This window comes from Pseudomonadota bacterium (genome assembly GCA_022361155.1).
Taxonomy (GTDB): Bacteria; Myxococcota_A; Polyangia; order Polyangiales; family JAKSBK01; genus JAKSBK01.
The window spans coordinates 1-19630 of sequence record JAKSBK010000394.1; the positions used below are offsets into that span (position 1 = coordinate 1).

Sequence of the window (19630 nt, forward strand, 5' to 3'; positions counted from 1 at the left end):
CAACGCGATCGTACACATCGTACGACAAGGCGAAACCCTGGCATCGATCGCGGAGCGCTACTACGGCGAGCCCCGCTTCGAGCGGGTGCTGGTTGCGGAAAACGGACTGACCACCGAGGGCGGCTCGGCGATAGTCGTCGGCCTGCGCTTGCGGATTCCCACGGTGTCGTTCCACGTGGTTCGGCCCGACGAGACCTGGGCCGACCTGGCGCGGCGTTACTACGGCGCTGCGCGGCGCGCCTACGTCCTGGTAGCAGCCAACGACGCCCAGGTGGGCCGCTCACCCGACACCGGCGCCGAAATCGTTGTGCCCTATCCGGTACGTCACGTTGCACGACGGGGCGAAACGCTTAGCCAAATCGCCAAACTGTACTACGCCAATCCCAACCGATGGGGCTTTCTGCGGCGCTTCAACTCCGGACTTCGCCACAGCGTGGCTCGGGGCCAGATCGTGCTGGTGCCGCTGCCGACGCTGGTGCTCTCGAAGACGGGACGGGAGCTGGTCCACAAGAACGCAGGCGCCACGGTCTTGGGTGGACAGGTTCGCGCCGAGCAATCGATCACACAAGGGCAGCTGCCGCGCCTTGGCGAACACGTACGTCGTGGCCGCTACGCCGAAGCCGTAGCGATGGCGAGCCGCCTGCTGGCCGAGCCGCACCTGACCAGCGGCCAATTCGTGCAGCTGCAGCGGGAGCTGGCCGTGGCCTACGTTGCTTTGGAGCGCGAGGAGCTGGCTGTGGCCGCGCTGCGGCTTGCGCTCGAACGTGAACCTGGACTCACCCTCGACCGCGTGCAGACTTCTCCACGCGTGCTCGAGGCATTTCGCAAAGCACGGACGAGGCGCGCACAGGCAGGCCCAGTGCGCCAGCGAAAGCAAAGCGGCGTGCCGTGAAAGCTACGGCTCAACCGCCTCTGGAGCGTAGAGTGCGGCGCGCATGACAGCCAAAGGCGCGTCGCGCCCCGTCCAACGCTCGAATGCCAGAGCGCCCTGATGCAGCAGCGTGGTCAGGCCATCCACGGTCTGCAAACCGTGTTCGCGCGCCCGTTCGAGCACGCTTGTTACGAGCGGACTGTACGCCAGATCGTGCACCACACAATGCTGCGGCAGCCGGTCGATCGGCAGGGCCGAGGCAAAGGCCCGCGCCTCGGGCGTATCGCCCAGCGTAGCGCTGCTCGCCTGTACGAGCACGTCGGCGCCCGCGAAGCTGCCAGCAAGCTCAGGGCCCAGGCTGCTCGCGCTGTGCTCCGTGTCACTGGCAGGCAACGTGGCTATCAACCGCTCCGCTTGCCGCACGCGTCGAGCCGCCACGCAAATCCGTCGCGCACCGGCGCCCCGAAGCCCCATCACCGCGGCCCGGGCCGCGCCCCCCGCGCCGAGCACCACCACGTCGCACCCCCTGAGCACGATACCCGCTTCCACCAGCGCGCTAGCCAGCCCCTTTGCATCGGTGTTGGCGCCGGTGAGTCCCCTGCGAGTGTGCAGCACCGTGTTGATCGCACCCACGGCCCGGGCCTCGCTTTCCACCTCGTCCATCAAGCTCAGCGCGGCCTCTTTGTGAGGCAGCGTCAAGGAGACGCCGCCGAGACCCAGTGCGCGCACGCCGGCCAGAGCGTCCCCGAGCGCGCCAGGCTCAACCGCGAAGGGCACATACACGGCGTCAAGACCGAGCGCGCGAAAGGCAGCGTTGTGCATGGCAGGAGACTTGGAGTGGGCGACCGGAAAGCCCAGCACGCCGAACACGCGCAGGATCGCCGGCTTCATGTCGTATGCTCCACACGGGTGTGCAGGACACCGCGGTGCAACCGCACCGCCACGGGCTGACCGACGGCTGCCGCTGCCGCGTCGGTTAGTGCCTTGCCCGTCAGGGAATCCGACGCGATGGCGTAGCCGCGCTGCAGGATGGCGAGCGGCGAGAGCGCATCGAGCGCAGCGACGGCGCGTTCGAAGCGGCCGCGCCGCGTTCCGAGCGCCGGTGTGGTCGCGGCACGCAGGCGCAGCGCGAGACTGGTTAGCGCCGCCCGGTCACGTTCGAGCGAGCGGCGCACATCGTGGCGCAGGAGCCGGTGCTGGCACACCTCGACTCGATCGCGCAGGGCCTGCAGGACCAGCTTCAGGCGAGTGTCGCGCGCGTGCTCGAGCGCTTCCAAACCGCGTCTCGCTTGGACGAGCGCGCCCGTGGGATCGGGCAGCCGTTGCGCACTGCGCTCGAGCCGCAAGCGCAGGCGTTCCAGTCTGAGCTCCATGGCTTGCTCCAGTGCGCGCGTGTGGGCCTCGAGCTCTGCAAGGAGCGCCTCCCGATCAGGCACGACCAGCTCGGCTGCATTCGAAGGCGTTGCTGCTCGCACGTCCGCGACCAAGTCGGCCAGCGTGACGTCCACCTCGTGGCCCACGGCGCTGACGGTTGGCACGCGGCAGCCGGCGATGGCCCGCGCCACGCCTTCGGAGTTGAACACGGACAGATCGTCGCTCGCGCCCCCGCCGCGCCCGATGATCACCACGTCGAGCTCGCGCAACTGCTGAATCGCCTCGAGCGCTTCGATGATCGAGCCTTCGGCGCCCCGCCCCTGCACCGTGCAGGGCGCCACAACCAGCCGAACCGGACAGCGCTTCGCCGCAACCTCGCTGACGTCGTGCACGGCCGCCCCCGAGGGGCTGGTGACCAGGCCGACCACGCGAGGCCACTTGGGGAGCACGCGCTTGCGGGCAGGATCCAGCAGGCCCTCGGCCTGCAGCTTGCGCGCCAGCCGCTCGAACCTGGCATGCAGCGCTCCCCAGCCAGCCGGCAGCGCCAGCCGGGCGATCAGCTGGAAGGTGCCGCGCGCTTCGAACAGGCTGAGCATGCCCCGCAGCCGTACGCGCTCGCCATCGCCGAGCCTGGCTTTGGCTCTGCGGGCGTCGGTTCGAAACATCACAACCCGCAGCTGGGCCGGCTCCTGTTCGTCGTTGAGGCTGCAGTAAACGTGCCCCGACGCGGCGACTCGAACATCGGACAGCTCGCCTTCGACCCAAAGGTCGCGCCATTGTTGCTCCAGCCCCAGACGCACCAGCCGGTTCAGGGCGGCGACACGCAGCACGCGGGGTCCGCGCCCTCCCTTGTTGGCCTCGAACAGCGGCAGCGTCGACATGGTGACAGCGCTATGTAAACATGCCCGCGCTATTATCTTAACTGGTTTTTGCATCGGCTCGGGCCCGTCCACGAATAGCCTGTGCAGATCGCAGAGGACCGGGCGTCGCCGGCAAGGCACGGCCGCAAGGAATGCTGGTGGTAACGTCCCCATCCCATCTGGCCGTGGTCGGCGCAGGCGCTAACCTCGGCTCGCGCGAGGCTTGCATTCGGGCCGCCATCCGTTTGCTGCGCGCCACAGCGGGCTGCACGATCGAGGCGGTCTCACGCGTGTTCGAGACCGAGGCGATCGGGCCGCCGCAGCCGCGCTACTTCAATTGTGCCCTACGGATTCGTTGCCGGATGAGCTGCGACGAGCTGCTCGCGGTGCTGCTCGACATCGAGCGGTCGCTGGGACGCGAGCGTCGCGAGCGCTGGGGTCCACGCAGCCTTGACCTGGACCTGCTGTGGAGCGGGCAGGGGCGGCGTTCGCGCGCGGAGCTGACCCTGCCTCACCCCCGGCTGACCGAGCGCGCCTTTGCGCTTGCTCCTCTGCTCGAAGTCGTCCCGGAGCTCGCCACGCAGTACGCCGGGCGCCTGGAGCAATTGGGAGGGCCCCCAACCTCGGCCTGGCCCCTGTGCGCGCTGCCCATGTCGAGCGGAGCAGGCGGGTGGCGCCAGCTCGCGTTCGGCCGCGAGCTTGCCACGGAGGCCTGGGGCCGCGATGTCGATGATGCGCTGGCTTTCGCCTGTGCGGCGTTGGGATCCAGCTTTGCGAGGCGACCCTTGCGTAGGGTCGGGCGTGTGCGGCGGGAACAGGTGCGCCAGGTCTCGGTGCGAAGCAGCGAGCCGGCCGCGCTCGCACAACGAGTGCTCGAGGCTTGCGAGGACGGCCTTGCTCCCAGCCACGTGGCTATCGTGCGCAGCGCCCGAGGCACCTGCCATGCCCGACTCGTGGGCTGTAGCGCCGGCCGATCGCTGGTATGCCGACGCGTGCTGGGGGTGCACCTGCGGGATTACGGTGGGACGGGGTACGCCATGGTGCGAGTTGATGGGACGTAAACCGCCCAGAAGAGCGCCCGGGAAGCCCATCGTCGAAGCGAAAGACCCCCGTGAACGGTTACTTCGCCGACGGTGACTGATTGTGGTCCAGGGGTCTGGGCGGTACCATAGCCTGTCTGGGCGCCGGGTTTTCCTTGTGCCAGGCTGCTCGCATATGCAAGAAAACCGGATGCTGGCAGACAACGGGCTCTGTCCCAAGAACCCGGACCGAGGATTTCGGAGCAATGCCTGATACTCGCCGGGATCCGCGCGCAGCGGTCTCCGTGAAAATGCGCTTCAAGAGCGCGACGATCGAGGACTTTGTCGAGCACTACAGCGGCGACATCTCGAGGGGTGGCCTGTTCATTCGTACCAAGGAGCCGATGGAAGTCGGCACGCTGCTCAAGTTCGAGTTTCAGCTGCGCGACCAGACCCCGGTCATTCACGGCGTCGGACGCGTGGTTTGGCGGCGCGAGTTCACCGGAGACAACGGTCTGCCCGCAGGTATGGGCATCAAGTTCATCAAGATGGGCGCCAAGAGTCGCGAGCTCGTCGATCACATCGTCAAAAACCGCGGCGAGCTGCCGGCCCAGTACGAGCGAGGCACGCCGCGACGCGATCAGGAACGCGAGACCATCCGCCCACCCGTTGGTGAGGAGCGGCCCGCGCCCACCGGTGTGTTCCGGGCGAGCCGCCGCAAGGCAACGACCCAGGAAGGAGACGGAGTCCAAGCGCCGGCAGAACCAAGCAAGCAAGGAGCGCCGGACGATGATGTGACACGGGCAGTGCCTCACAGCACACTCCTCAAGGAGCTCGGACTGGATGCCCGAGCAGCCGCGATCGATGAAAGCGGTGTCACCGACGAGTTCTTGACAGAGGCGCTGCGCGACAGCGAGGCCGGCCGGGAAGCGACGCGCGTGCTGCAATCGACCGCTGCCCCGGCCGAGCAGGCGCCGGCAGCGGCCCCGTTCAAGGAGGCGTCCGTATCCGCCGCGCAGAGCGGAATCGAGCAGCCAGCAACCGAGCAACCGGTCGAAGCGGAGCAGCCAGCAACCGAGCAACCGGTCGAAGCGGAGCAGCCAGCAACCGACACCGGTCCGAGCAGCGGCGCGACGCTGGCGGCGGACGACAAAGGTGGCGCCGCGGCAAGCGAGCCGCTCGAGCCGAACCAGAACGCCGCGCTCGACGATAGGCCCACGCAACGACTCGAGCCAACCCAACCGCACAAGCGGGCTCCGGTGTTGGCCGAAGCGGCTCCTGCGTTGCAACCGGCCCCGATACTGAGCACCCCGCCGCCCCCGCGCTTCAAGCTGTTCTCGGTGGCTGCGGCGGTAGCTGCCCTTGGTCTCGTCTCGTACGTTGTGTTCAGCCAGGTACTGGCGCCTGCTGGCGGCAGCCGCCCGACCGCACACCAAGAGCGGACCCCGGCACCCGAGCCCGCATCCGGGGCAGCGGAAATGGCCGCCGACACAGCCCACGAGCCTGTACCTGACAAGCCGGCGCAGCCATCGGCCCCGCAACCCGTGGCCGAAGCCGAGCTCCGTACCGCCGAGCAACCGCGTGCCGCCGAGCAACCGCGTGCCGCCGAGCAACCGCGTGCCGCCGAGCAACCGAGCCCGAGCGAGCCGGAGGCTGCTGGGGCCGTGCCAGAGGCGCCAGCCGACCTCGTCGTCGGGGTCCGTACGGTCAAGGTCCGCCTGGAGTCGAGGCCCCCTGGCGCACGGGTGTTCGTCGCTGGCAAGCCACGCGGCGTTGCTCCGATCGACGTGTCGCTGCCGGCCGGTGAGAGGGTCGAGGTTGAAGCTCGGATGCGAGGCTACGAGACGGCCAGGAAAGAGCTAAAGCCGCGGGGCACCGGCAGCATGACGGCAAAGCTGAGGCTCGAACGAATGAGGTACGTGGTCAAGGTGTCGACTTCACCCGAGGGCGCCGAGGTCAGGGCCCAAGGGATCAGCGTGGTCAGCCCGGCGCTGCTGCCGCTAGGAAGACTCACACGCGCCGCGACCGTGACCGCTGCCAAGGCAGGCTATCGCTCGGTTTCACGGCGCTTGCGCCTCGCGGAGTTCGCACCGCACGAGGGCGCCATGCGAGCGGAGGTCAGCTTGACGCTCGAGCGCAAGCAAGCTCGACCGGCACCCGGCGCGCGCCCGCGCAAGGCGGGACCGGCCGCAGTCGCAGCGCCGGCACCGGTGGCCAAAGCGCCCGAGGCACGACCTCCAAGCGGCAAGCCGGACGCCAGGCCATCCGGCGCCGCCCCTGCGCAAACAGGATCCGCCAGGCCACCCGAGCCTGTGGCGGACAAGCCCGCTGCCAAGGGGGCCGTCAAGCCCTCGGACGAAACCGGCGAGGCCGAGCCCAAGAGGCCTGACGCGCCCAGGCCCAAGGCGCCCGAACCCATCCCCGACAACCCATTCGGTTAGGCGTAGGAGGTACACGCGCACGCCGATGCCCGCTCTGAGACCACCGCAGAGGCTGGCGTGGGGGGCTTGCATGTTGGGCGCGGGCGTGTGTGTGTCGGTTTTGGCACTCATGGTGCACCGCGGCTTTGCGCCGTGGTCCGTGGCGACGGTGAGCATGCTGGGCGGCGTCGCTTGCCTGCTGAGCGCCTGGACGGTCCAGGGCCTGACTTGGGGACCCCGTGAGCTCGCTCGAACACTGGAATCCATGGCGCACGAGGATCGCTGGCACCGGCCGATCCCGATGGTCGACCTCGACGCGAGCGCCGCGCTGACTCGAGAGCTCGACGCGTTGCGAGGTCGCTTGCTCGAAGCCCTGGAGCGCAGCCAGCACCTGCTGCGCGCCGCCGAGGATGCCGACCGTTACAAAACCGCCTTCATGGATTCGATCAGTCACGAGCTGCGCACGCCGCTCAATACGATTCTTGGTTTCGCGCAAATACTCGTCCAGGAAATCGACGGACCCCTGACGGAGGAACAGCGCGAGGACCTGCGCATCATGCAGACATCGGGGCAGTACCTGCTGAATCTGTTCAACGATGTGTTGGAGCTCTCGGCCATGGCCTCCGGCAAGCTGACGCTCAAGCGCACTGCCGTGGATGTAAGGGCCCTGGTGCTCAACACAGCCAAGATGCTGGAGGGGCAGAGGCGCACGCGTCCCGTGAGCATCGTCGTCGATGTCCCACCTGGTCTTCCACCGCTCGATGGTGATCAGCGACGTTTGCGCAGGATCCTCATCAATCTGGCAAGCAATGCGCTCAAGTTCACGGAAAAGGGCAGCGTGACGCTGGCGGCCAGAGCACAGGACCGCAGCGTAGTGCTCAGCGTGCGTGACACCGGCATCGGTATCGCCGCAAACGAGGCCGGGCGAATCTTCGAAGAGTTCGAGCAGGTGGGGGATGTTGCCAAACGACAGGCTGGATCGGGACTCGGCCTCGCGATCTGCAGGCGTCTCACCGAGCTGCACGGCGGAAGCATCCACCTGCGGAGCGAGCTCGGCAAAGGCTCCGAGTTCCAGGTCACCCTGCCTGCCTGGGTCGAAGAGGAGGCGGCTGACGGCTGACGCGCTGCCAGTTCCCGAGCAACTTGGGCGCAAGCTCCTGAGAGCGGGGATCGCAGCCGGGATCGGGCAGGCGCTGCTGGCCGTGCCGGCACTGCTCGTGGTCGCGGTTCGCACTCCGGGTGAGCTCGCCGCTCGAGCCCTCGTGCTCATCTTGCAGGTGCTGCTGTTCGTAGGCGTCTGGAGCGCGTTGCTCGCGGTGTTCCGCGCCCGCACCCTACCCTTGTTTCGCGCCCTGAAACGCGCCCGCGCCGTGTCGCACGGCGAGCAGACCGTGCCACCTTCCGCCGCGGCGGTGCGCGACGCTTACACCTGGCCCATCGGCGCGTGGCTTTGCGCTGGCGCAGGTGCGCTCGTGCCGTTGGTCGATCTGGGTCTGCTGCTCGCGAGCAACGCGCCGCTCGCAGGAGTGTCGCCTGCGTTCACCCGGCTGCTGTGGGACATCTGCCTGGCCGCCGCATGCGCGACCTGCGCGCCACCGCTCATGTCGGCAAGCGCGCGCATCATCTGGAGCTGGCTGCGGCACGTGCACGCGGCTCACGTTCCCGAGACCGGACACCCAAGCGCCGCCGTGTGGTTGGCGGCCGGCGCGGGCCTGCCGCTCGCGTGGCTCGCCGCGAACGCCGCGCTCGTGATCCACGCCGCCTCCGGCACGCTGTCTTGGCCCGCGGCTGCGGTTCCGATCGGCACGCTGCTCGGCGCCGGCGTCGCGACAGCGATGGCCTGCGGGTTTGGCCGGCGCGCGTCGGGTGACCTCTCGCTGCTCGCCGCGCATGTCCGTGAAATCGGTCGGGACCAAGGCAAGGCTGCCTCGATTCGGGGCAGGCTCGGCACTCAGGAAGCCCGCACGCTCGTCGACGCCGTCGACGGCCTGGCGCAGCGGTTCGCTTCCCTCACCCAGGAGCAACGCCAGGCGCAGCAGGCCGTACAGCAGGCCCAGCGGCTCAAAGCACGCTTCGTCGCCTCGATGAGCCACGATCTGCGCAGCCCCCTGAACTCGATCCTCGGCTTCGCCGAGCTGATGGTGCTGGGTGCCGATGGTCCCCTGACGTCCAAGCAACGCGACAGCGTGCGGACCATCCAGCGAAGCGCCGGGGATCTGCTGCGATTGCTCGACGAGACGCTCGACTGGGCACGCCTCGAAGCCGGGCGCATCGACCTGCGCCTGGAGTGGATCCCCGCAGTCGAGATCCTGACCGAGGCGGCGCGTCAGGCCGGCGAGCTTGCTGTGCGGCGCGACCTGCAGATCCGTGCCGAGCTGCAGCCCGGGCTGCCGCCCCTTTATGTGGACTCCGAGCGTGTGGTGAAGGCCGTCATGGGCCTGTTTGGCCACGCGATGCGCGCCATGGATCGCGGCGTGATTCGTCTGCGGGCCCGCGTCGCCCAAGGGCCGCCCGGCCCCGTGCGCCAGGTGCGCGTCGACGTCGTCGATGCCAGCGCAGGCATCCGACAACAGGACCGCGCTCGCATCTTCGAGGCCTTTCAGGAGATCGCCGAGCCCTCGGGTCGCCGCATAGGCGGCCTCGGCCTGGGGTTGGCGGTAGCGCGGGGTCTGGTGCAGGCACACGGCGGCGACGCCTGGTGCGAAACGCGTGCCGGCGCCGGCACCACGCTGACGGTCGCCCTACCCGTTCGGGAGCGCGGCCGCAGCCATGCCCGATCCGCGTCGAAGCTGGCGACCCGATGCGCGAGCGAGATCTAGGGAGTGCTATCGAGCAGGACCTGCCTGCCGTGCAGATCCCCAACCGGACGGTAGTTGTGGTCGTAGATCGCGGTGAAGGCGTCGATCTGGGCTTGCGACAGCATTACCGGGTCCGTCAGCACGTGCCAGGCGACCCCTTCGGAGCAGGGAGGCGTCGTCAACGAGCCTGCATAGCGATAGCTCTGCTGCGACATAGGCATCAAATCGGTGGCGTCGACCATGACGCTTGCGACCTGATGGGGCATGCCTTTCTGTTGGGGCAGATGTGCCCAGATAGCCGCGTAGTCCGGGTGCTCGGTGGGCCCTACCTCCATCATGGCCCCCACGACAGCCAGGCTACCGCGGGCGTTCGCATGAACGAAGTGGACTTCCATGGGGGAGTGCTGGCCGTCGATCGTGTGCTCGCTGAGCGCATGAAAGTGAAACTGAATCAGCTCGTAGACCGAACCGCCCACCTCGATGTGGCTGCCCTCTTCGACGTTGATCACGATAGTGTGGCCGTTGTTGACGATCTCCAGCGGGAACGGCTGATAGTTGAAGTGGATGTTGGGTAGATCCGTGGGCGTCGCCGCGCTCGCCTGGATGTCGATGGGAGACTGCTCCATCCCAAGCTTGCACTGCTCGAACGCGGGGCTCAGATCGCCCCAATGCTGTGGACCCTCGTGGCCTGAGTAGCCCCAGTGCGGCGTGGCCATCATGCCGCCCTCGCCACCCATGCCCGTGGCTCCGCCGCCGGCCGCTGCGCCGGGGCCCGCGAGCGCGTTGTTCGTATTGGATGCCGTGTTGGAGACCGAGATCTCCGTGGTGTCATCCGGGAATTGCGCTTCCGTGTAATCGTTGGCGTTGTTCTTGACCTCGAGGCAACCGACAAGCGTGGCTGCCATGACCACAAGCAGAATCCGAATCATAGTGACTACCTTTCTTCGTAACCCACTGTCCGAGCTGATTGATCACAGCTCGCCATGCCCGATGGCCGAATCCTCACGCTTTCAGAACCATCCAGTTGCTCGATCCACGGGCCAGACGTGATACTTCGTGCGAACCATCCATGCGGTTGGAATCATCCATGCGGTTGGAATCACCCATGCGGTTGGAATCACCCATGCGGTTGGAATCACCCATGCGGTTGGAATCACCCATGCGGTTGGAACCATCGACGAACGCCTCTCAAGCGGGGCCGGCCGGGATGGGCCTAGCGTCCGCGCCCGCGTCCGAGCCAGCATCGCCCGGATCGGCGTCGGCGCTTGCATCTGCAGGTGGTCCGCCTGCATCTGCAGGTGGCGCACCAAGACAGGCGCCCTCCACGCCAATCGCGTAGCAATTGTTGGCGTTGTTCTCGACCGTGCCGCAGCCAGACGCTGCCACCATGACCGCCCACAGGCACCCCACACGCACAGTGGCCGAGCTGGGAACGAAACTACACAACTGCATCCAAGACATCCAGGCTCCTCTACGGCGACCAACCGCGGCCCGCGGTTTGTGGGGCGGAACCTATCAGGGTGCAAGCGAAGCTAAAAGCCCCTCCGCTCCGCTTTTTGAGGGTGGTTGTCGATTTCTCCCGGCGTCGGCGCTTTAACCCAGCTCGATGAAGCGCAGCAGCCCCCGCCAAGCCGGTTCGCCGTCGGACAAACGAGACAACGGCGGGCTCTGCATGCACCCCACGCCACATACGCGAGGCGCCAGGGTTGCGGGTAGCTCGGCCGCAACACGTTCGCGCTGGCTGCGATCGGCTGCGATGCCCAGACACTTGAGGTGCGCCCCAGCTGGAGCCAACCAAGCGCCCAGCGCCTCCGCGTTCGTGCAGGCGTACACACCCACGTTGCGGTAGCCAGGACTCTGGCGCAGCGCTTCGCTTCCTTCGTAGCTCACCGCGAAATCGGGCGTTTCGAACACGGTGCCGCGCGCGGCTCCAACGCCCCGCCACTGCATCTGGGTCGCCTGGACATCTGCCGGCGGCCGGCCCCTTGGCAGGCGGCGTTCGAGACGGGCGAGGGCGGAAGCAAGCAGGCGGGCAAAGCTCGACCCATCCAGGCTGCCGCCGCGCTGCACCGCGATCGCATGCGGCGAGAGGCAGCCGCGTTGGTCGTACGCAGCTACGTCGAGCGCCACGCGGCGCACAACCTCGCGCACGCGAGCCGGCTTGCAGAGCGCGGCCTTCGGCACGTAGATCGCGCCGAAACCGTGACCGTGCACGACGAGTCGCACCGTGGCTGGAATCGCGCAGCGCACCGCAGCCACCGTCTCATCGCTGCCGAACACGGCCACGACCTCCGCTCGCTGCAGCAGCACACGATCCATCGCCTCGGAGCCGGCCGGCAGCGTGAGCACTTCGCAGGCGGAGCCCACTTCGGGATCGCGCTGGCGCAAGGCGTCGCAGAACAGACGGGGCAGCACGTCGTCTTCGCGCGACGCCTTTGCCAACACCGGGCAGCCGAGCAGCAAACTCAGCGCAAGCTCGCGAAACGCCGCGCTGAAAACGTTGCCAGCCAGCACGAGCAGCACCACTCGAGCCGGAACCGCCAAGGTGCTTCGTGTCTTGGCAACTGCCGCGAGCGTGCTCAGCCGGCGCGCGGTAGCGCCGCCAAGCGTGCTCGAAAGGCCCCATTCGATAAGGGGCAGGCTCAGCCCGGTCGTTTGCTGGAGCTCGCGGCGCAACCGGATGCCGTGCGGGCTGGATTCGTCGAGCAGATCACGGGCGGCGGCAGCGATCGCCGCGGCCGCGCGTGCGGGTGCCTGCGCGCGCAACCACTCGGAACGCTCACGCAGCCGATCGAGCAACGCGCGAGCACGTACCGGGTCGTCTGCAGCCAGGCTGCTCACCGCTTGCCCAGCGCGGCATCGACTGCGATCGAACAGCCGCGCGCAACGGCGCCACGGGCGCGTCCCAGCAGCTGAATCCGGTTGCCCATGCGCCGGGCGCGATCCGAGGTCTGCAGCGCGCACACGCTGTCCAGGTTGGCCAGATCATCGATGCGCAAGAGCCCCTCGTGACCCTCCGGCACGGGTCGAAGCGTCTGTGGATCCACCGGTTGGGCGCGCACCCAGCCCGGAACCCACAGTGCACGCGCGCCCGTCGCGCGCAGGTCAGTGGAACGCCGTTGCGCCATGCACGCTTCGCGCAGCGACGCTTCGTACATCTGCGAGCACAGCTCGGTCATGCCGTACTCCTGGACGATCCAAGCCGGAGCAACGCCGTAGCGGCCGGCAAGCAGCGCGAGCAGCTCTGCGGCCGCTACCTCGCGCGAGCGCCCCTTGAACCCACCCGTCTGCATGATGCGACTGCCTCGCGGCAGCGCGAAACGCCTGCTGCCGAGCGCAGCGTCGGCGTGCACGAACGCAAACGAAGTGCCAAGCAACGCGATCGGCCGACCCGTCGCACAGGCCTGCTCGAGGCGCTGCGCGAGCTCGCGGGCGTCGAGCGCCCCCGCACGCCAGGCAAAAACGCTGTGGGCTCCGAACCAGGCCACGAAACGGCTCAGCATATAGGACAGCGAAGAGTCGGGCGCCTCGGCCTCGCTCGGCGCCAGGATCAGCAGATCCATACGTTCGAGGTCGGGAAACAGCTGCAACTTGGCCGATGCGCTGGCCGCACGGTCGTAGAGCGATAGGTCGCGGAGCGCATGCACCCCGCGTCGCGCATCGCTCGTACCGGAGGTCCGAAACACGCGCGTGTCGTCGCGGGCAGCATGGGCCGCCACGCGGGCGAAACGGAACGCATCCGTCGGCAAGGCAGGGTATTGGCTCGGGTCGCGCGGCGTGCCCTGCAGTCGCGCGCTGCAGAGCCGCGCGTAGGGAGGCACGTGTCGGGCCTGCCAGGCCAGGACTTCGCCGAGAAGCGCATTGCGCGCGGGCTCGTCGCTGCTGCCGTCCGCCAAGCGATCGATCAAGCGCACGATTCGTGCACGAAGCCGCTCGCGTTCAGGCATCCCGCCGCTCGCGCTCGAGGCACTGTTCGAGTGCGCACGCAAAGCCTTCCAGCAGGGCCCGGTCGATGGTCAAGGGGGGCGTGAGCGACAGCACCTCGTTGTCGAGGCCGGCCGTGAGCGTGAGATAGCCACGTTCGAGCAAGCTGCGCACCACACGCAGGGCGCGGCGCCCGCTGTCGAGCTCCACGCCTAGCATCATGCCCGTGCCCCTAACTTGGCGGACGCACGGGTGATCTTCTGAGCAGCGGCGCAGCCGCTCGAGCAACCATGTTCCTGTGCGAGCCGCGGCCGCGGCAAGCTGGTCGCCCTCCAGCACATCGAGTGCCGCGAGCGCCGCGGCACAACCGAGCGGATGGCCAAAGAACGTGCCCGTGTGCAATGCCTCGCTGCCGGGCTCGCCCCAAGCCGTCATGATAGCGCCTCGACCCAGGCAGGCGCTGACGGGCATGCCGCCGCCGAGGGCCTTGCCCGCACAAACGAGATCCGGCTCCACGCCTTCACGCTGTGCGCGCCAGGTCGCACCCGTTCGTCCCAGGCCGGTCATGACTTCATCGAAGACCAGCAGCGCGCCATGCGCTCGACACAAGTCGGCGAGCACAGCCATGAACCCCTCGGGTGGAGCGTAGATGCCGCCCCGCCCGAGCACCGGTTCGATCAGCACCGCGCCCACAGCGAGCTGCCCGCTCTTCAAGCACTGCATGACCGCGCTCAGCGTGTCCGCGGCAGCAGCCCCGGCCCTGCCGGGATACGGCGCAAATGCGACGTGAGGATTGAGCTGGCCAGCGAACGGTGCGCGCAGCGAGCTTCGGTAGCCACAGGCGGCGAGCGGGCCGTGACCGAGACCGTGATAGCCGCCCTCAAAGGCCACGATCCCCGGCCTGCCGGTGGCGAGCAGAGCGGTCTTGAGCGCGGCCTCGACCGCGTCGGATCCGCTCAGGCCGAGCATCGCCCGAGCGCCCCGGAAGGGCGCAAGCTCGGCTAGCCGTTGCAGCAGCTGCACTTTGACGTCTGCGGGATGGACATCTCCCAGCGCATGCAGCAGACGCTCGCTCTGACGCTGTATCGCAGCCACCACGCGAGGATGACGATGACCCACGGCAGCGGCGCCAAATCCGGCAGTGAGGTCCACATAGCGGTTGCCATCGCTGTCAACTACGTTGGCTCCGCACGCCTGCGCCCACACGATCGGATCATGGAGGGCACCGCTGGCTTCAGCGCGTCGCGCGCGTCGCGCCGTGAGCGCCGGGCACTCCGCCGCCGACAGGGCGGCCAGCAGGCGATCGCCTTGCCTGCCGGGCAGGGGTGAAACCACGTCGGGATGCTGGGAACCGAGCTGCACGACACATGGATGTGCTCGGCCGACACGCGCGGGTCAAGCCGCCGCGGCCGCTGCGGCCAGTGCGCCCGGCATCGGGCAACCCCGCGCGAGCCGCGGCACTCGCCCTACTTGCTCCGCCAGGGGAAGAACACCCGGCCGTGCTGTCGGGCGGCGCGCACCGCAGCCGGGTCGGTGAGCAACATCACCTCGATCGGGCTGGCTCGCATCGCGCTCGCTTCCCTCATCCCCGCGATGATTTGCTGCGCGCGCTCGGTATAGGACGGGTCCAGGCGCAATCCAATCATGCGCAAGCGGGGCGCATCCGCACGCCCGACCTCGGCGGCCCACTCCACTTCGGGGTAGTCCCTCAGCGATGCCGCGAGCGCGTTCAGCACGTCGTCAGCCATCTGCGCGCTCGGTGCAACCAGGTTGACCACCGTAGCCGAGGCTGCGGCGGGACCGCTTGGCGGTTGGCGCGAGGAAGCCTGCCTGGCCGGGCTCAGCGAAGCACCCATGCCGGCAGCATGAGGAATGGAGGGCAGCGGCACCGGACCCCTGTGCGCAGGTAGTGGCGGCACCGGGGCCAGCGGTTGCTGCGCTGCCTTGAGCGAGTCCGCCAGCGACGCCGGAGGTTGCGACTTGCGCACGGCTTTCAGTATGGATTCTGACACCTTACCGGCGCCGGCAAAAGGTCCCTTGGTCGTGTCGTGCAGGCGGGCATCGATGAGCGGCTCGATCTCCGGCCGGGCGAACTCCACCGAGTGGGCCGTGCCAATGTCCACCACGAACAGATCGAGCTCCCGCACCAACGCCTGCCGGAACGCGGCTCGGGCCCCGATCTCGCGCCACAAGACCGAACCGTCCGGGTTGACCCAGCCGTAGCGCCGGGCCGCCAGATCCAGCGTGTTGACATCCGTGAACACCGGCATCGCACTGGTGCCCTCGCTGTTGGTCAGGGTTCGGATTTCCTCATCGAGCCCGGGCCAGGTAGCTACGAATACGGTACGTTGCGACAACGCCACCAGGGCATCTACCCGCGCCTGCTCGCTCGTTTGCGCATCGCCGAGCAGGCGCACGAACGCTTCTCGAGCAGAGCCCTGTCCAGCGTCCTGCGCACCTCCCATACCTTGGATTCTAGCGCACCCCCCCGCGAACACCTCAAGATTCTGCCTCCCCGGGCCCCCGCCAAGCGCAGAGCGTATCTCGAAAATGCGGGCCCAAGCCGACCCCACCCGGCCATTCTTGACACCCCCCTGGCTCCATGTATGGTGCGTCCGGCTCCGGCCACGCCCAGGTAGCTCAGTCGGTAGAGCAGGGGACTGAAAATCCCCGTGTCGGCAGTTCGATTCTGTCCCTGGGCACAGCAAGACCCCCGTTTTCGGGGGTTTCTTGATCTTGGCGTCGTCCACTGCGTCCGTGATGCCCGCTTTGTGACACCGACTTCACCTCGCCGAGCACCATGACACGCTAGGAATCCCCAACACTCCTCGCCGTCGCGCCCCGCCAGCGGCGCCCAGTCCTCACCGAAACACACGAGTTATTCCTCCACGGGCCCTGGACCTAAACGCATGGCAAGACTGAAACACATCGCAGAGGGCGTTTGGGGCGCCGAAACCACGGTAAGCATCGGCATGGGAGCGTCTCTGCCCCTGCGCATGACCGTCTTGAAAGACGACAAGGGGCTCATCCTGATCGCGCCGATCGGTATCGATAACGGGCTCGCCATCGAGCTCGAGCAGATAGGCCCCGTTCACTTGCTCGTGGGTCCGAATCTGCTGCACTACAGGTACTTGGAGGCGGCCAAGGACCTGTACCCGCAGGCTCGCCTGCTCGGCGCACCTGGCCTCGCCGAAAAGAAGCCCAAGCTCCGCTTCGACGGTGTGCTGACGGGAGCGGCCCTCTGTCCCGCAGTCGACATGATGCGCATAGAAGGCGCGGAGAAGCTCTCCGAGGTCGTTTTTGTGCACAAATCATCACGCACCCTCGTGGTGACGGACCTCGTGTTCAATATCTTGCAGGCGTCCGGCATGAGCCGGTTTGTGCTGAAGACATTCTCGGGCGCGCTTGGCAAGTGCGAGCAGAGCCGCCTTTGTCGCATGCTGACGAACGATCGCGATGCGACGGCTCGCAGCATCGCACAGCTGCTCAGCTGGTCGTTCGAGCGAGTCGTCCCCGCGCACGGCGAGGTCGTCGAAGCGAACGCCCCCAAGGTGCTCGAGGCCGCATTGTGGTGGATGCGCGGCGAAGCGCGCCGCACTGCACACCCCACCGAGGCGGGCCAAAGCTCGCTGTAGTTAGACCGGCACCTCGAGGTCTCTCGCTCGCATGCGGCGCCCATGGCTGTTCAGCCGCGTTCGGCACTGGCATGAGCCGGGGACGCAAGCTCGCGCCTGAAGAACATGAGCATGCGCTGGTGCAGCGCTCTGGTCACGGAGGGGTCGGCGACCATGTGGGTGAAACCGGATAGCGGCACGAACTCGAATTCCCTCCCGGCGCGCAACAGCGTGTCGGCGAGCTTTACCGCGTGCGTGAAGTACACGTTGTCGTCGGTCGTGCCGTGGATGATGAGCAGCGGTCGTTCGAGCCCGGCAGCGTGCGTCAGCAGCGAGGCGTCGCGATAGCCCGCCACGTTTTCTTGAGGCAGGCCCATGTAGCGCTCGGTGTAGTGGGTGTCGTAGTCGGCCCAGTCGGTGACAGGCGCGCCTGCGATCCCCGCGTGAAACACATCGGGACGCCGAGCCACCGCAAGCGCGGCCATGTAGCCGCCGAACGACCAGCCAAAGATGCCGACGCGGGCCAGATCGAGCTCTCGGTAGCGCTCTGCAAGCGCTTGCAGGCCGGCGACTTGATCCTGCAAGGGAATGGCCCCGAGGTTTCTGTGGATGGCGCGCTCCCATGCCCGTCCCCGCCCTGGGGTGCCGCGACCATCCAGCGCGACCACGACAAAGCCCCGGTCGGCGAACCACTGGGAACGCAAGTAGTTACGGCGCAGCCCGTGGACCACACGCGCGTGCGGCCCACCGTAGACCGAGACGAGCACCGGATAGCGGCGCTTCGGATCGAACGCACGCGGGCGCACGATGGCCGCGTGGAAGCGTTGTCTTCCCACCACCGTGAGCTCGAGATTCGGCTCGAAAGGGGGCTGCTCGGCGGCATTTCCGAGCTCACCGAGCTTGCGGCGGCCGCGCCGCACGCTGTAGCTCGTGGCGGCGCCCTCGCTGATGTCGACCCAGAGCTCGTGGCCGCGCCCGAACACACCGCGGTGGTGTGCGGGCGTAACACGCTCCGGAGCCTTCTCCGGGGTCGAAAAAAAGACCCGCTGGATCTCGCTCGCGAGCACAGTCGGGTTGGCTCGGATCAGGACGGAGCCCGAGGCCTCGTCCACGTGCAGCAGCGCCTCGTAACCCGTCGACGCACGTGTCAGTCCTCCGAGCGAAGCTCCGTCCCGGGCGCGCAGCTCGAGCTCGTTGAAGCCGTTGCGCTCCGTGACCCACAAGAAGCCGCTGCCGTCCGGGAGCCAGCGAGGCATGCCGGCGTGCAGGTTGAGCCACACGTCATCGCGCTCGGACAGCAACGTTCGCGTCTTGCCGCTGCGCTCGTCCACTTCGAGCAACAGCTCCTCGGTCTGACGCCGGTTCTGAACCAAGACGGTGAGCGGCGCGTTGCGTGACCACGTCACCGTCGCCAAGTAGGGAAACGCCCGGTCGTCCCACGAGACCCAGCGGGTCTGGCCGCCGCGCAGCGAAATCAGGCCCAGGCGAACCACGGCGTTTGCTGTGCCGGCTCGCGGATAGGGCGCGGCGCGCGGCGGGCGCTCCGGGTGCTTCGGGTCTTGGGTAAACAAGGTGTCGACGCCGCCGGTGTCGGTCTGCTGGTAGACCAGCCGGCGGCCATCGGGCGACCACCAGTAGCCGCGGTATCGACCCATTTCTTCTTCCGCGACAAACTCAGGCAGGCCGTTCGTGATGTGCTCGCTCTCGGCACGGGTGAGACGCCGTTGTGCTCCGCTTGCCAGCGCGATCACGTACAGGTCACGCCCGCGCACGCAAGCAACGTGCGACGCATCGGGGGAGAAATGCGCGTCTATGGCATAGCCGCCCTCGCCCGTGAGCTCGCGCACCTTCGCGCTGCTGCGCTCGACAACGAACAGGCGGCCTGCGAGCGGCACGAGGATCTTGGTCCCGTCCTGCGAGAGCTCGAAACCGGCAATGCCGCGCGCCGACTGGCGCAGCCGTTCGCGCCGGGCGCGCTCGCGTGCAGAGAGCTTGATCGCGCTCGTGCCGAGGATCTGGGTCGCGGTCAGAAACCGGCGCTCCTGCCCGGTGGCGGTGTCGAAGACATAGAGCTCCTGTACCGCGCTGCGCGGGCCCGAACGCAGAAACAGCACCGCGTCCTGTTGCGGCGTGATCGTGATGCGCGTGGGCTTGCCATGCCGGAAACGGTTCGTTGCTGCGTAGCGCTCCAGGAACTCGTCCCGAGCAGCGTGTGCCATGCCGGGCATACCCCGCGTCGCCGAGCTCGACTCGGCCGCTTGCGCGGACTCAGGCTTGCGTCGCCAGGGTTTCCCGCAGGCCATGACGACACAGAGTGTCGACATCGCAGCAAGCACCGCAAGCGGAGGCACTCTCATGGCCGCCGGGTATACGGTAGTGCTGCTCGGTTGTCACTGGCAACGACGCCGACGGATGCAGCGCGCGCGCGCTCCGTGGTGGCCTAGACCTAGGCACGGGCCTGTCGGGATCGAGGCCCGGTTGGCGCTGACGCATTGCCATGTCTGCGATGTTCGTCACCGGCCCGGCGCCATGGGTCACCCTTGCCGGCGGGATACCAGTATCGGGTACATGCTGGTAGCCATGGCACGCAACACCAGCATCACACTCGGCGAGCGGCCCGTCGGCCCACTGCGGCTAGGCGGCGTTCGACAGGATTCGCTCCACTCCCAGCACCGAGCCGCCGAGCTGTGCGTGTGCGTCGCTCAGACCTCCGCAGCTCGACAGAAACAGGCGATGCCCTTGCAGCTCGA

General features: G+C 67.9%; 16 protein-coding genes and 1 tRNA gene. 7 read left to right on the forward strand and 10 right to left on the reverse strand.

The annotated features are described in order from the left end of the window. Positions 1-892 (forward strand): LysM peptidoglycan-binding domain-containing protein (locus MJD61_15165; GenBank protein ID MCG8556611.1); only part of this gene is annotated, 892 nt, incomplete at its 5' end. Positions 893-895: 3 nt separating this feature from the next. On the opposite strand, the gene MJD61_15170 is transcribed toward MJD61_15165, so the two are convergent. Together MJD61_15170 and xseA are read right to left on the reverse strand one after the other, a co-directional pair. Further along, complete coding sequence (locus MJD61_15170) at positions 896-1762, reverse strand: shikimate dehydrogenase (protein ID MCG8556612.1); 867 nt, start codon at positions 1760-1762, stop codon at positions 896-898. After that, positions 1759-3126, reverse strand: coding sequence for an exodeoxyribonuclease VII large subunit (gene xseA, locus MJD61_15175; GenBank protein ID MCG8556613.1), 1368 nt, complete (start codon positions 3124-3126; stop codon positions 1759-1761). Before xseA ends, MJD61_15170 begins: the two co-directional genes overlap by 4 nt. A gap of 137 nt (positions 3127-3263) precedes the next feature. On the opposite strand from xseA, the gene folK reads away from it, so the two are divergent. The 4 genes from folK to MJD61_15195 all read left to right on the forward strand — a co-directional run bounded on the left by folK (position 3264) and on the right by MJD61_15195 (position 9363). Then, positions 3264-4166, forward strand: coding sequence for a 2-amino-4-hydroxy-6-hydroxymethyldihydropteridine diphosphokinase (gene folK / locus MJD61_15180; protein ID MCG8556614.1), 903 nt, complete (start codon positions 3264-3266; stop codon positions 4164-4166). Positions 4167-4390: 224 nt separating this feature from the next. Beyond that, positions 4391-6565, forward strand: a complete 2175-nt coding sequence (locus MJD61_15185; GenBank protein MCG8556615.1) for a TIGR02266 family protein — start codon at positions 4391-4393, stop codon at positions 6563-6565. A 91-nt stretch (positions 6566-6656) separates the two neighbouring features. Continuing rightward, complete coding sequence (locus MJD61_15190) at positions 6657-7664, forward strand: ATP-binding protein (GenBank protein MCG8556616.1); 1008 nt, start codon at positions 6657-6659, stop codon at positions 7662-7664. 82 nt (positions 7665-7746) lie between these two features. Continuing rightward, positions 7747-9363, forward strand: coding sequence for a HAMP domain-containing histidine kinase (locus MJD61_15195; protein ID MCG8556617.1), 1617 nt, complete (start codon positions 7747-7749; stop codon positions 9361-9363). Here MJD61_15195 and MJD61_15200 read toward each other — a convergent pair. The 7 genes from MJD61_15200 to MJD61_15230 all read right to left on the reverse strand — a co-directional run bounded on the left by MJD61_15200 (position 9360) and on the right by MJD61_15230 (position 15731). Beyond that, positions 9360-10271, reverse strand: a complete 912-nt coding sequence (locus tag MJD61_15200; protein MCG8556618.1) for a carbonic anhydrase family protein — start codon at positions 10269-10271, stop codon at positions 9360-9362. The genes MJD61_15195 and MJD61_15200 overlap by 4 nt on opposite strands. 73 nt (positions 10272-10344) lie before the next feature. Further along, on the reverse strand, positions 10345-10503 hold the full coding sequence (locus MJD61_15205; protein ID MCG8556619.1) for a hypothetical protein: 159 nt from the start codon (positions 10501-10503) through the stop codon (positions 10345-10347). A gap of 27 nt (positions 10504-10530) precedes the next feature. Further along, positions 10531-10794 carry a hypothetical protein gene (locus MJD61_15210; protein ID MCG8556620.1) on the reverse strand — a complete coding sequence of 88 codons (264 nt, stop codon included), beginning with the start codon at positions 10792-10794 and terminating at the stop codon, positions 10531-10533. Between the two features lie 141 nt (positions 10795-10935). Continuing rightward, positions 10936-12183 carry a hypothetical protein gene (locus MJD61_15215; protein ID MCG8556621.1) on the reverse strand — a complete coding sequence of 416 codons (1248 nt, stop codon included), beginning with the start codon at positions 12181-12183 and terminating at the stop codon, positions 10936-10938. Beyond that, complete coding sequence (locus MJD61_15220; GenBank protein ID MCG8556622.1) at positions 12180-13289, reverse strand: acyl-protein synthetase; 1110 nt, start codon at positions 13287-13289, stop codon at positions 12180-12182. The genes MJD61_15215 and MJD61_15220 overlap by 4 nt, the downstream gene beginning before the upstream one ends. Continuing rightward, complete coding sequence (locus tag MJD61_15225) at positions 13282-14628, reverse strand: aminotransferase class III-fold pyridoxal phosphate-dependent enzyme (GenBank protein MCG8556623.1); 1347 nt, start codon at positions 14626-14628, stop codon at positions 13282-13284. The genes MJD61_15220 and MJD61_15225 overlap by 8 nt, the downstream gene beginning before the upstream one ends. Positions 14629-14732: 104 nt before the next feature. Continuing rightward, positions 14733-15731 (reverse strand): SseB family protein, encoded by a 999-nt coding sequence (locus tag MJD61_15230; GenBank protein MCG8556624.1) that lies wholly within the window; start codon positions 15729-15731, stop codon positions 14733-14735. A 164-nt stretch (positions 15732-15895) separates the two neighbouring features. Here MJD61_15230 and MJD61_15235 point away from each other — a divergent pair. Together MJD61_15235 and MJD61_15240 are read left to right on the forward strand one after the other, a co-directional pair. Continuing rightward, positions 15896-15968, forward strand: a tRNA-Phe gene (locus tag MJD61_15235). 207 nt (positions 15969-16175) lie between these two features. Beyond that, positions 16176-16901 (forward strand): DUF4336 domain-containing protein, encoded by a 726-nt coding sequence (locus tag MJD61_15240; protein MCG8556625.1) that lies wholly within the window; start codon positions 16176-16178, stop codon positions 16899-16901. A 50-nt stretch (positions 16902-16951) separates the two neighbouring features. Here the strand turns inward: MJD61_15240 and MJD61_15245 are convergent, their stop codons facing one another. After that, positions 16952-19237: a S9 family peptidase gene (locus MJD61_15245; protein ID MCG8556626.1), complete on the reverse strand. Its 2286-nt coding sequence runs from the start codon at positions 19235-19237 to the stop codon at positions 16952-16954. Positions 19238-19630: the final 393 nt, after the last annotated feature.